This is a genomic window from Actinacidiphila polyblastidii (genome assembly GCF_036353415.1).
In the GTDB taxonomy this organism is placed as follows: Bacteria; Actinomycetota; Actinomycetes; order Streptomycetales; family Streptomycetaceae; genus Actinacidiphila; species Actinacidiphila polyblastidii.
Map to the genome: position 1 here is coordinate 1 of NZ_JAZEWV010000017.1, position 12,747 is coordinate 12,747.

8 protein-coding genes and 1 tRNA gene are annotated in these 12,747 nt (G+C 74.0%); 7 read left to right on the forward strand and 2 right to left on the reverse strand.

Features of this window, described 5'->3' with window-relative positions:
- Positions 1-234: 234 nt before the first annotated feature.
- Positions 235-1,197, reverse strand: coding sequence for a helix-turn-helix transcriptional regulator (locus V2S66_RS20450; protein ID WP_330797340.1), 963 nt, complete (start codon positions 1,195-1,197; stop codon positions 235-237).
- Between the two features lie 102 nt (positions 1,198-1,299).
- On the opposite strand from V2S66_RS20450, the gene V2S66_RS20455 reads away from it, so the two are divergent.
- Complete coding sequence (locus tag V2S66_RS20455; protein WP_330797341.1) at positions 1,300-2,844, forward strand: MFS transporter; 1,545 nt, start codon at positions 1,300-1,302, stop codon at positions 2,842-2,844.
- On the opposite strand, the gene V2S66_RS20460 is transcribed toward V2S66_RS20455, so the two are convergent.
- Complete coding sequence (locus V2S66_RS20460) at positions 2,823-3,893, reverse strand: alkene reductase (RefSeq protein ID WP_330797342.1); 1,071 nt, start codon at positions 3,891-3,893, stop codon at positions 2,823-2,825. The genes V2S66_RS20455 and V2S66_RS20460 overlap by 22 nt on opposite strands.
- Positions 3,894-4,095: 202 nt before the next feature.
- On the opposite strand from V2S66_RS20460, the gene V2S66_RS20465 reads away from it, so the two are divergent.
- The 6 genes from V2S66_RS20465 (at position 4,096) to V2S66_RS20490 (ending at position 12,567) form a co-directional block, all read left to right on the forward strand.
- Positions 4,096-4,168 (forward strand) — tRNA-Ala (locus V2S66_RS20465).
- A 533-nt stretch (positions 4,169-4,701) separates the two neighbouring features.
- The gene (locus tag V2S66_RS20470) at positions 4,702-6,651 is read left to right on the forward strand and encodes a S53 family peptidase (RefSeq protein WP_413966440.1); all 1,950 of its coding nucleotides are present in this window, start codon (positions 4,702-4,704) and stop codon (positions 6,649-6,651) included.
- A gap of 261 nt (positions 6,652-6,912) precedes the next feature.
- Positions 6,913-9,801, forward strand: a complete 2,889-nt coding sequence (leuS, locus tag V2S66_RS20475) for a leucine--tRNA ligase (protein ID WP_330797344.1) — start codon at positions 6,913-6,915, stop codon at positions 9,799-9,801.
- 171 nt (positions 9,802-9,972) lie between these two features.
- Positions 9,973-10,551, forward strand: a complete 579-nt coding sequence (locus V2S66_RS20480) for a hypothetical protein (protein ID WP_330797345.1) — start codon at positions 9,973-9,975, stop codon at positions 10,549-10,551.
- A gap of 133 nt (positions 10,552-10,684) precedes the next feature.
- Positions 10,685-11,530 carry a DegV family protein gene (locus tag V2S66_RS20485; RefSeq protein ID WP_330797346.1) on the forward strand — a complete coding sequence of 282 codons (846 nt, stop codon included), beginning with the start codon at positions 10,685-10,687 and terminating at the stop codon, positions 11,528-11,530.
- Between the two features lie 188 nt (positions 11,531-11,718).
- Positions 11,719-12,567, forward strand: a complete 849-nt coding sequence (locus V2S66_RS20490; RefSeq protein WP_330797347.1) for a ComEA family DNA-binding protein — start codon at positions 11,719-11,721, stop codon at positions 12,565-12,567.
- The last annotated feature ends 180 nt before the right edge of the window (positions 12,568-12,747 follow it).

The following is a 12,747-nucleotide window of genomic DNA, read 5'->3' on the forward strand; positions in this document are numbered from 1 at the left end:
CGGTGGGTGGTGGCGGGGGTGCTCGCGGAAAGCGCGAGCCTGTCCGCCCTTGTCGTTTCTGCTCGGCTTCGCCTCGCGTGGCGGGGGCTTCGCCACCCGCACCCCCGGTGGGTGGGTGGCGGGGGTGCTCGCGGAAAGCGCGAGCCGCTTCGCCCTTGTCGTTTCTGCTCGGCTTCGCCTCGCGTGGCGGGGGCTTCGCCACCCGCACGCCTGCGCTGCCGGCGCCCCCGGGGGTCAGGGGCGGGCGGTGTGGGCGCGGTCGGTGAGGGCCTCGGAGAGCCGGCTGCCGTGTTTGCGGCAGCCGATGATCGGGTCGTCGAGCCCCCGCAGCCGCTCGATCTGGAGCCGGTCCTCCTCGGAGACCGGGGTGTACACCACGATGCGGTGCTCGGCCATGCCGTCGATGCCCAGCGACGTCGACGTCAGCGCGATCCTGCCGATCTCGTGGTGCCGGAAGATCTTCACCCGGCGGCCCGGGGCGGCCACGTCGGCCTTCGCCCACAGCTGGGCGAAGCGCGGGCTCTCCGACACCATCAGCGCGACGAAGGTCTCCCAGGCCGGTTCGCCGACGTGGCGGCCGTAGGAGCGGCGCAGCTGCGCGACCATCCAGGGCAGCTCCTCCGAGCTGTTGACGAAGGTGGAGCAGCACTCCGGGACGGTGAACAGCTTGTACAGGACGTTGCGCTCCCACCGCTGCACGACCGACGTCATCGGCCACAGCGTGCGGTAGGACGCGTTGGACGCCTGGACGTCGTAGCGGGCGTTGTAGACCGCGGCCGGCAGCGGGTCGAGCGCGTCGAGGATGCCGAGCACCTCCTGGCCGACCACCTCGGCGTCCGAGACCGGCTCGCGCACGAAGGGGATGCCGGCCAGCCGGTACAGGTGCTCGCGTTCGGTGACGTCGAGCTGCAGCACCCGGGCCACCGCGTCGAGCACCTGGACGCTGGCGTTGATCGGCCGGCCCTGCTCCAGCCACGTGTACCAGGTGACGCCCACCCCGGCGAGCTGCGCGACCTCCTCGCGGCGCAGGCCGGGCGTGCGGCGGCGCAGGCCCGGCGGCATCCCGACGTCCGCGGGGGAGATCCGGGCCCTGCGGCTGCGCAGGAAGGCGGCCAGCTCGGTGCGGCGCGTGGCCCGCCGGGCGGGTGCGGTGGATCGGGCGGGCGGCTGGACTCGGGTCTGCGGCTGGCCTGCCATACCGCCCATCCTCACCCGGGCCCGCCGCGGCTGCCAGGTGCTGTCAGTACCAGGATCACCGGGCTCTCGTTACCGGTACCGCGCTCCCGTCAGGCTCGGAGCATGGCCGACAACGTACTGCGCACCTCGGCGCCGGGTCCCGCCGCCGCCTCGCTCCCCGCCGCCGCGACGACCCGCTCCGCCGCCGGCGCCGATCCCGGCGCACACGGCTCAGGCCGGGCCGGACCCCGCCCCGGCCTGCTGCTGGGCATCATCCTCACCGGCCAGTTCATGGCCCTGCTGGACGTCTTCATCGTGAACGTCGCCGCGCCCACCATCCGCACCGACCTGCACGCCTCGGGCGCCGGGCTGCAGCTGATCATCGCCGGGTACACCATCGCGTACGCGGTGCTGCTCATCACCGGTGCGCGGCTGGGCGACCTGCTGGGGCACCGGCGGCTGTTCCTGGTCGGCCTCGCGGTCTTCACCGCGGCCTCGCTGGCCTGCGGGCTGGCGCAGAGCACCGGCGAGCTGATCGGCTTCCGGTTCGTCCAGGGCGCGGGCTCGGCGCTGATGATCCCGCAGGTGCTGAGCCTGCTGCAGCTGAACTTCACCGGCGAGGCCCGCACCCGCGCGATGAGCGTGTACGCCGCGGTGCTGTCCTCCGGCGCGGCCGTGGGCCAGTCGCTGGGCGGCGTGCTGGTCAGCGCCGACCTGTTCGGCACCGGCTGGCGTCCGGTGTTCCTGGTCAACGTGCCGATCGGCGCGGTGATGCTGGTGCTGGCGCCGCGGGTGCTGCCCCGCGACACCCGGCGGGCGCCGGAGCGCCGGCGCGGCCTCGACCTGCCGGGCCTGCTCGCGCTCGGCGCCGCGGTGACGCTCTTCACCGTCCCGCTGGTGCTCGGCCAGCAGGAGGGGTGGCCGGTGTGGGGCTGGGTCTGCCTGGGCCTGAGCGTGCTGCTCTTCGCCGCCTTCACCGCGCTCGAGGCGCGGCTGGCGCGGCGCGGCGGCGCCCCGCTGGTGTCCGCCCGGGTGCTGCGCGCCCCGGGCATGGCCCGGGCGGTCGTCGTCCTCGCCGTCACCATGGCGGTCAACGCGGGCTTCCTCTTCGCGGTCGCCCTGCACCTCCAGTCCGGGCTGGGCTTCAGCGCGCTGCGCACCGGCCTGACCTTCGCGGTGACCGCGGTCAGCTTCGGCGCCCTGGGGCTCAACTGGGCGCGGCTGCCGGTCACCTGGCGGCCCCGGCTGGCCGCGGCCGGACTGCTGGTCGCGGCGGCGGCCTTCGCCGGACTCGGCCTGACACTGCGCGGCGGCGGCCACGGCGGCCCGCTGCTGTACGTGTGCCTGCTGGTGCTCGGCGCGGGGCTGGCGCTGGGCTTCAGCCCGACCTTCACCCTCGCGCTGTCCCAAGTGGCGCCGCAGGACGCCGCGGACGCCAGCGGGCTGCTGGCCACGGTCACCCAGCTCGGTCAGCTGATCGGCGTGGCCGCCCTCGGCACGCTGTACCTCAACCGGCTCGACGTGCCGGGCCCGCACCCCTCGGCGCACGCCTTCGCGGTGACCGCCGCGGCACTGACCGCGGTGTCGCTGGCCGGCGTGCTCGCGGCGCTCAGCCGCGGCGGCGGGTCGCGGCCCGCCGGGGACGCTCAGTCCGCCAGCGCCGGGTAGTCGGTGTAGCCCCGCTCGTCACCGCCGTAGTAGGTGGCCCGGTCGGGGGTGTTGTACGGCCCGCCGGCCCGCAGCCGGCGCGGCAGGTCCGGGTTGGCGAGGAAGAGGGCGCCGTACGACAGCATGTCGGCGGTGCCGTCCTCGATCAGCGCGAGCTCCTGCGGGCCCGAGAAGCGCCCCTCGGTGCGGGCGTTGAGGATGAAGACGCCGCCGAAGCGCTTGCGCAGCTCCAGCGTCAGGGCCCGGTCGGCGGTCTCCGCCAGGTGCAGGTACGCCGGGCCGACCGGTTCGAGGCCGCGCAGCAGCGCCAGGTAGGCGGCCTCCGGCTCGGGCTCGGCGATGTCGCCCAGCGGGTTGCCGGGGGAGATCCGCAAGCCCGTGCGCTCGGCGCCGATCGCGCCGGCCACCGCCGCCACCATCTCCACCGCGAAGCGGGCCCTGCGCTCCGGGCTGCCGCCCCACGCGTCGGTGCGCCGGTTGGAGTTGGGCGCGAGGAACTGGTGCGCGAGGTAGCCGTTGGCGCCGTGCAGCTCCACGCCGTCGAAGCCCGCCGCGACGGCGTTGCGGGCGGCCACGACGTGGTCCTCCAGCGTGCGCGCGATGTCGTCCTCGGTCAGCTCGCGCGGCGTCACGAACTCCTTCGGGCCGGCCGCCGTGTACACCTTCCCGGCGGCCGCGACCGGGGACGGGCCGACCGGGACCAGCCCGTCGGGCAGCAGCGAGGGATGGCCGATCCGGCCGGTGTGCATCAGCTGCGCGAAGATGCGTCCGCCCGCGGCGTGCACGGCGTCGGTCACCGAGCGCCAGGCGGCGACCTGCGCCGCGCTGTGCAGCCCCGGGGTGTCCGGATAGCCCTGGCCGACCGGGGAGGGCTGCACCCCCTCGGTGACGATCAGCCCGGCCGAGGCGCGCTGCGCGTAGTACGCGGCGGTCGCCGCGGTCGGCGCCTGCCCGGGGCCGTGCGCCCGGCTGCGGGTCATCGGCGCCATGACGATCCGGTTGGGCAGGCGCGTCCCGGACAGGTCGACGGGGTCGAACGCGGTGGTCACGTCGGTCTCCAGGGCTGCTCTACGGCCGGGCCGGCCGCCCCGGCCCCGGCCACCGTAACCCGGTGCCGCGCGGCGTCGTATTGAGAGCGTGTGAACTCTCCCACGCCCGTGAAACCCGAGGTCGCAGCCCCGATTCCGATTGGCGGCCGCCGCCCGCCGCCGTGTAAAGTATCCCGAGTCGCCCCGGCAACGAGGCGGACGCGGGGCTGTAGCTCAGTTGGTAGAGCGCTTGCATGGCATGCAAGAGGTCCGGGGTTCAATTCCCCGTAGCTCCACAAGGTCGAGGGCGGAGTGTGCTCGCGGAAAGCGCGAGCCGCTTCGCCCTTGTCGTTTCTGCTCGGCTTCGCCTCGCGTGGCGGGGGCTTCGCCACCCGCACCCCCGGTGGGTGGGTGGCGGGGGTGCTCGCGGAAAGCGCGAGCCTGTCCGCCCTTGTCGTTTCTGCTCGGCTTCGCCTCGCGTGGCGGGGGCTTCGCCACCCGCACCCCCCGGTGGGTGGTGGCGGGGGTGTCGTCGGCCGCGGCCCGTGGGGTCCGCGACGGCGGGGGCGAAGTCGGACCGGCCCCTCGGCCGGTTCCCTGTCGCGTCGACTGCCCCCCTGCTAGCGTCAGTTCGCCGCGCGGTCCCAACTGGGCGGTGGTGACGGTTCCTTGACCTGCTCTTGGGTAAACCATGGCCCTGGCGTGAACCGATCAGCGAAAGAGTGTCGCTCTGCGGTACGAGCCGTACGCATACCGGCGAACGCGGTCACACCGCAGCACGCGACGACAACTCGCTTCGCATGGGGGTTTGATGAGATTTGAGCGCAGAATGACGCGCGCTGGACTGGTGGCTGCCGCGGCACTGCCCCTGGTGGCCGGCGCGCTCGCGCTTGGCGCGCAGTCCGCGACGGCCGACCAGCCGAGCGGACGCCAGCTCCTGAACGGGACCAAGCCCGCGTGGGCCACCGCCCAGGCGGACAAGGGCTCGGCGGCCGACTCCGGCAAGGTGACCGCACGCGTCTACCTGGCCGGACAGGACGCCAAGGGCCTGGCTGCCTATGCGGCGGCCGTCTCCGACCCGAACTCGGCTTCCTACGGCAAGTACCTGACGGCCTCCCAGGTCCAGGCGCGCTACGGCGCGACCAAGGCCCAGATAGCCGAGGTCACCGGCTGGCTGAAGTCGGCCGGCCTGAAGGTCACCGGCACCTCGCAGCACTACATCACCGTCACCGGTGACGTGGCCGCCGCCGAGAAGGCGTTCGGCACCCAGCTGCACAACTACACCAAGGGCGGCAAGGTCTACCACGCCCCGGCGACCACGGCCTCCGCGCCCGCGTCGCTCAAGGGCGCGGTGCTCACCGTCACGGGCCTGGACAACGCTCCGAAGACGTCCAAGCACGACGACGAACTGCCGCCGCCGGACGCGGTGTTCAAGAACGCCGGGCCGTTCTCCTCGTACTACGGCTCGAAGACCAACACCTCGCTGCCGGACGCGTACGGGACCAAGGCCCCGTACGCGATCCAGGGCTACACCGGCGCGCAGCTGCGTGCCGCGTACGGCGCCGGGAAGTACACCGGCAAGGGTGTGCGGGTCGCGATCACCGACGCGTACGCCTCCCCGTACATCGCCCAGGACGCGGCCGAGTACGCGAAGCGCAACGGCGACCAGAAGTACAAGAAGGGCCAGCTCACGCAGGTCCTGCCGAGCGACTTCAACAGCACCGACATCTGCGGCGCGTCCGGCTGGTACGGCGAGGAGACGCTCGACGTCGAGGCCGTGCACGCGGTCGCGCCCGACGCGGACATCGTCTACGTCGCCGGCGCCTCCTGCTACGACAACGACCTGCTCGACGCCCTGAACAAGGTCGTCGACGGCCACCTCGCCGACATCGTCTCCAACTCGTGGGGCGACGTCGAGGCGAACGAGACCCCGGACGTGGCCGCGGCCTACGACCAGGTCTTCCAGCAGGGCGCCGTCGAGGGCATCGGCTTCTACTTCTCCTCCGGCGACGCGGGCGACAACGTCGCGTCCACCGGTGTGAAGCAGGCCGACACCCCCGGAAACTCCCCGTGGGCCACCTCCGTCGGCGGCACCTCGCTGGCGGTCGGCAAGAACGACAAGTACCAGTGGGAGACCGGCTGGGGCACCAAGAAGGCCGTGCTGTCCGCGGACGGCAAGACCTGGACCGGCTTCCCGGGCCCGTACACCTCGGGCGCGGGCGGCGGCACCAGCAGCCTGTACGCGCAGCCGTTCTACCAGCGCGGCGTCGTGCCGGACTCGCTGGCGCTGGCCAACGGCGGCACCGTCAAGCAGCGTGTCGAGCCCGACATCGCCGCGGTCGCCGACCCGAACACCGGCTTCCTGGTCGGCCAGACCCAGACGTTCCCCGACGGGTCGCTGCAGTACAGCGAGTACCGCATCGGCGGCACCTCGCTGGCCTGCCCGGTGATCGCCGGCGTCCAGGCGCTCGCCCAGCAGGCGCGGCACGGGATCGCGATCGGCTTCGCGAACCCGTCGATCTACAACAACTACGGCACGTCGGCCTACCACGACGTCACCGACCACCCGCTGGGCCAGGGCCGTGACCTCGCGGTGGTCCGGGTGGACTTCGCGAACGCCTTCGACGCCTCGGAGGGCACCATCACGTCCCTCCGCAGCCTCGGCAAGGACGCCTCGCTGAACGCCACCGTGGGCTACGACGACGTCACCGGCGTGGGCACGCCCAGCAAGGGGTACGTGACCTCGACGCTGCCGCAGCGCACGCACGGCGGTCGCTGACCGCGGAGCACCACGCGGGGCCCGCACCGGGGTGAACCTCGGTGCGGGCCCCGCGCCCGCTGCGGTAACCTGAGCCCATGCGAGCCGTGAGCCTTCTGCTTAGCGAGCCGCGCTGACCAGGATCCACGTCGGTGCGGCACCCCTCATGCGTGAGGGGCTTTTTTGTTTCCCGAGGGAAACCCGCAGGCAGACCAGAAAGCGGCGCAGGGCAGCAGGCTCCCCGGCCGCGGCCGTCACGATTGCGATGGAGTACCGAGGACGATGAGCGAGACCACCCCGGCCGCCGAGACGGCTGCGCCGCACCGCTACACGGCCGAGCTGGCCGCCCGGATCGAGCAGAGCTGGCAGGACCACTGGGACGAGCACGGCACCTTCGCCGCGCCCAACCCCAGCGGCGAGCTGGACGGCGACCCCGAGCAGGCCGCCCGGCCCAAGAAGTTCATCATGGACATGTTCCCGTACCCCTCGGGTGCGGGCCTGCACGTCGGGCACCCGCTGGGCTACATCGCCACCGACGTCTTCGCCCGGTTCCAGCGGATGACCGGGCACAACGTGCTGCACACGCTGGGCTTCGACGCCTTCGGCCTGCCCGCCGAGCAGTACGCCGTGCAGACCGGCACCCACCCGCGGGTCTCCACCGAGGCCAACATCGTCAACATGCGCGAGCAGCTGCGCCGCCTGGGCCTGGGCCACGACCGCCGCCGCTCCTTCGCCACCATCGACCCCGACTACTACCGCTGGACGCAGTGGATCTTCCTGCAGATCTACAACTCCTGGTACGACGAGTCGGCCGGCCGCGCCCGGCCGATCGACACGCTGATCGCCGAGTTCGCCGCCGGCACCCGGCCGACCCCGGACGGCCGCGCCTGGGGCGCGCTGACCGACGCCGAGCGGGCCGACGTGCTGAGCGACCACCGGCTGGCCTACGCCGCCCAGTCGCCGGTCAACTGGTGTCCGGGGCTGGGCACCGTGCTGGCCAACGAGGAGGTCACCGCGGACGGCCGCTCCGAGCGCGGCAACTACCCCGTCTTCAAGGCGAACCTGCGCCAGTGGAAGATGCGCATCACCGCCTACGCCGACCGGCTGCTGACCGACCTGGACGCGCTGGACTGGCCCGAGGCGATCAAGCTGCAGCAGCGCAACTGGATCGGCCGCAGCGAGGGCGCCCGGGTCGACTTCCCGGTGCACGAGGCGTCCGGCGCACACACCGAGCACGCCGTCACGATCTTCACCACCCGCCAGGACACCCTGTTCGGCGCCACCTACATGGTGCTGGCCCCCGAGCACGCCCTGGTCGACTCGATCGTGCCGGCCTCCTGGCCCGAGGGCACCCACGAGGTGTGGACCGGCGGCCACGCCACCCCCGCCGAGGCCGTCGCCGCCTACCGCAAGCAGGCCGCCTCGAAGTCCGACGTCGAGCGGCAGGCCGAGGCGAAGGACAAGACCGGCGTCTTCACCGGCGCCTTCGCGGTGAACCCGGTCAGCGGCGAGCCCGTCCCGGTCTTCATCGCCGACTACGTCCTGATGGGCTACGGCACCGGCGCGATCATGGCGGTGCCCGCCCACGACAGCCGCGACTTCGCCTTCGCCCGCGCCTTCGAGCTGCCGATGCGCTGCGTGGTCGAGCCCACCGACGGCCGCGGCACCGACCCGGCGAGCTGGGACGACGCCTTCGTGGCGTACGACGCGCGGATCATCCAGTCGGCTGGCGCCGGCATCAGCCTGGACGGCCTGGGCGTGGTCGAGGCCAAGGCCGCGATCACCGCCTGGCTGACCGACCGCGGCATCGGCGAGGGCACCGTCAACTACCGCCTGCGCGACTGGCTGTTCAGCCGCCAGCGGTACTGGGGCGAGCCCTTCCCGATCGTCTACGACGAGGACGGCGTCCCGCACGCCCTGCCCGACTCGATGCTGCCCGTCGAGCTGCCCGAGGTCGACGACTACAGCCCCCGCACCTTCGACCCGGACGACGCGAACACCTCGCCCGAGACGCCGCTGTCCCGCGACGCCGACTGGGTCACCGTCGAGCTGGACCTGGGCGACGGCCGCGGCGTGCGCCGCTACCGCCGCGAGACCAACACCATGCCCAACTGGGCCGGTTCCTGCTGGTACGAGCTGCGCTACCTGGACCCGCACAACTCCGCCCAGATGGTCTCCGCCGAGGCCGAGGCGTACTGGATGGGCCCGCGCGAGGGGCAGCCCGCCGGCGGCGTCGACCTGTACGTCGGCGGCGCCGAGCACGCGGTCCTGCACCTGCTGTACGCGCGCTTCTGGCACAAGGTGCTGTACGACCTGGGCCACGTCTCGTCCTTCGAGCCGTTCCACAAGCTGTACAACCAGGGCATGATCCAGGCGTTCGTCTACCGTGACGCGCGCGGCATCGCGGTGCCCGCCGCCGAGGTCGAAGAGCGCGACGGCGCCTACTACCACCAGGGCGAGCAGGTCTCGCGGCTGCTGGGCAAGATGGGCAAGTCGCTGAAGAACGCGGTGACCCCCGACGAGATCTGCGCCGAGTACGGCGCCGACACCCTGCGGCTGTACGAGATGGCGATGGGCCCGCTGGACGTGTCCCGCCCCTGGGACACCCGCGCGGTCGTCGGCCAGTACCGGCTGCTGCAGCGGCTGTGGCGCAACGTGGTGGACGAGACGACCGGCGAGGTCACCGTCGTCGACACCGAGCCGGACGAGGAGACCCTGCGCGCCCTGCACAAGGCGATCGACGGCGTCACCGCCGACATGGCCGGCCTGCGCTTCAACACCGCCATCGCCAAGATCACCGAGCTGAACAACCACCTGACCAGGACCGGCGGCCCGGTCCCGCGCGCCATCGCCGAGCCCCTGGTGCTGCTGGTCGCGCCGCTGGCGCCGCACGTCGCCGAGGAGCTGTGGTCCCGGCTGGGCCACCCCGCCTCGCTGACCCACGCGCCGTTCCCGGTGGCCGACCCGGCGCTGGTGCAGGACGAGGCCGTGACCTGCGTCGTGCAGATCAAGGGCAAGGTCAGGGCGCGCCTGGAGGTCGCCCCGGACATCGCCGACGCCGACCTGGAGGCGGTCGCGCTGGCCGACCCGGCGGTCGTCGCGGCGCTGGGCGGCGCGCAGGTGCGGAAGGTGATCGTGCGGGCGCCGAAGCTGGTGAACATCGTGGTGTGAGCGGGTGTGAGCGGGTGGGTGCCTGCGGGTGCGGGGAGGGCCGGGTGCCTGCGGGTACGGGCCGGCTCGGGGCCGCATCCGGCCCCTAGGGGCAGGTTCGGGGGTCCGCCGGACCCCCGAACCCGCCCCCAGCCGCTACCGTGGAGGCAGAGAGCCTGAGGAGGAGATGCCGTGGAGACCGCAGGGATGATCGTCCTCCTGCTCTTCCTGATCTTCGCCTCGCTCGCGGTGGTGGCGACGGTGCGCACGGCGCGCGCGGTCAAGCGCCGGGTGCGCGAGGGGATCGACCGGGGCAGCGCCCAAGCGCGGCGCGTCGTCGAGGACAACCGGCTGCGCGTCCGCAGCCGTACGGTGCCCGGCCCGTCGGGCGAGCTGGCCCGGCTGCGGCTGGCCCTGCGCACCTCCCTGGACAGCACCTTCCGCGCCGTGGAGGAGGGCCGCGGCCAGGACGCCTCGCTGGACGAGGCCGCCGGGCTGCTGGCCCGGCTCGACGGCCACGCGCGCGCCCTCGACGGCGAACTGCGCCTGCTGGAGGGCGAACCCGACCGGGCCAGGGTCCAGGCGCGGCTGCCCGACCTCGCGGCGCGCGCCGAGCGGATCACGCACAGCGCGGACGCGCTGCGCTGGGCGGCCCAGGACCGGGCCCGCCACTTCGCGGCCGACGACCTCGCCGGGCTCAGCCGCGAGATCGACCTCGAATCCACCGCGCTGCGCCACTGGCCGTCGAAGCTCAGCCCGTCCGGCGACTGACCCCGGCCGGTGACCCCGGCAGGCCCGGTTCGGTCCTCGGAGCCCGGCCGCGCCATCGATCCGGCATCGATCCGCGGCCCGCGGCCCGCCGCCCCAACTGTCCTCGCGACCTGCACCCCGGTAACCTCCCGACATGCCCCCGCACGTCGCCATCGTCACGGATTCCACCGCTTACCTGGGCCAGGACGCCCTCACGAGCCACGGCATCTCCGTCGTCCCCCTCACCGTGGTGATCGGCGACGAGGCGTTCGAGGAGGGCACCGAGATCTCCGCCCCGGCGGTCGCCCGCGCGCTCCAGCGCCGCCGCCCGGTCACGACCTCCCGCCCCGCCCCCGCGGAGTTCGCCGCCGCGTACGAGGCGGCCGCCGCGTCCGGCGCCGAGGCGATCGTCTCGCTCCACCTGTCCGCCGACTTCTCCGGCACGTACGACGCCGCGACGGTCGCGGCGAAGAGCGCCCCCGTCCCGGTGCGGGTCGTCGACACCGGCATGGTCGCGATGGCCCTCGGCTTCACCGTGCTGTCCGCCGCCGAGACGGCGGGCTCCGGCGGCACGCCGGACGAGGTCGTGGCCGCCGCCGAGAAGCGGGCCGCCGACACCTCGGCGTACTTCTACGTCGACACCCTCGACTACCTGCGGCGCGGCGGCCGGATCGGCGCCGCCCAGGCGCTGTTCGGCTCCGCGCTGGCCGTGAAGCCGCTGCTCCGGCTCGCCGACGGGCGCATCGAGCTGCTGGAGAAGGTGCGGACGGCGTCCAAGGCGATCACCCGGCTGGAGGAGATCGTGGTCGAGGAGGCCGGCGCACGCCGCGTCGCCCTCGCCGTCCACCACCTCGCCGCCGCCGACCGCGCGGCCGCCCTCGCCGACCGGCTGCGCGAGCGCGTCCCCGGGCTGGACGGTCTGGTGGTCAGCGAGGTGGGCGCGGTGATCGGGGCGCACGCGGGGCCGGGGCTGCTGGGGGTCGTGGTCTCGCCGCACTGAGCCGCCGGGCGCCGGCGGGCCGGGGCGGGCGGTGCGGGCGCCGGCGGTGCGGGTGCGGGCAGGGTCGGGGGCGGCGTCGGGGCGTCACGTCACCCGCACGGGTGGCCGAGTTGTCCACAAGTGCCGGGTTGTCCACAGGAATCCGGCAAGATCATCTTTGCCGCCCGTGCCGGTCCAGCATCGGGGACATGAGCACACGCACCCGTCCCCGCCCCGCCGGTCCCGGCATCGGAGCGCACGTCGTCGACCCGCCCGACAAGGACGCCACCAGGCGGCGGGCCGAGGCGATCTTCGGTGTGCCGGCGTTCGCACCGCCGGGCGATCCGGCACCTGACGGGGAGCCGGCGCCGCAGCCGCGGCTGGCCGACCCGCTTCCCGGCCTGCCGGTCTTCGGCGACGGCCCGGTCGGGCGGCTGCGGGCCTGGCTGTTCGTGCGCTGCGGGCTGGAGTTCAAGACGGTGGTCGCGCTCGCGGTCGTGCTGGTGACCGCGGGCGGCCTCGCCTTCCAGCACTACTGGGCGGGCCGCCCGCACGCCGTACGTGTTCTGCCACCGGTCGCCGCCGCACCGCTGCGGCTTCCGCCCGCCGTCCGGCCGAGCGCGGCGGCCCGGGTCACCGTCGACATCGCCGGCAAGGTCGCCCGGCCGGGGCTGCGGCGCCTTCCCCAGGGCTCCCGCGTGGCCGACGCCCTGAGCGCCGCGGGCGGCCCGCTCCGTGGCACCGACACCACCGCCCTCAACCTCGCCCGCGTCCTCGTCGACGGCGAGCAGATCCTCGTCGGCGTCCACCCCGCCCCTGCTCTCGCCCCCGGCCCCGCCGACCCCTCGGGGGCGTCCCCGCCTGCGGGCCCGGTCAGCCTCAGCTCCGCCACCCTCGCCCAACTCGACGCCCTCCCCGGCGTCGGCCCCGTCCTCGCCCAGCACATCCTCGACTTCCGCACCCGCCACGGCGCCTTCACCTCCCTCACCCAACTCCGCCAGATCCCCGGCATCGGCCCCCGCAAATACGCCACCCTCCAGCCCCTGGTCCAGCCATGAGCCGCCCGCCCGCCGGCGCGGAGGCGGACTCCGCCGCCGCGGCCGGGGCGGCGAGGCCGGCAGCGATGCCGGCCGGGCTCGGCGGCGAGGGCGCGGAGGGTGCGGTGCCGCAGGGCGCGGAGGCGGAGCGTGCGGTGCCGGAGGGTGTGCGCGTGACGGGCGCGGTGGCCGACCCCGCCG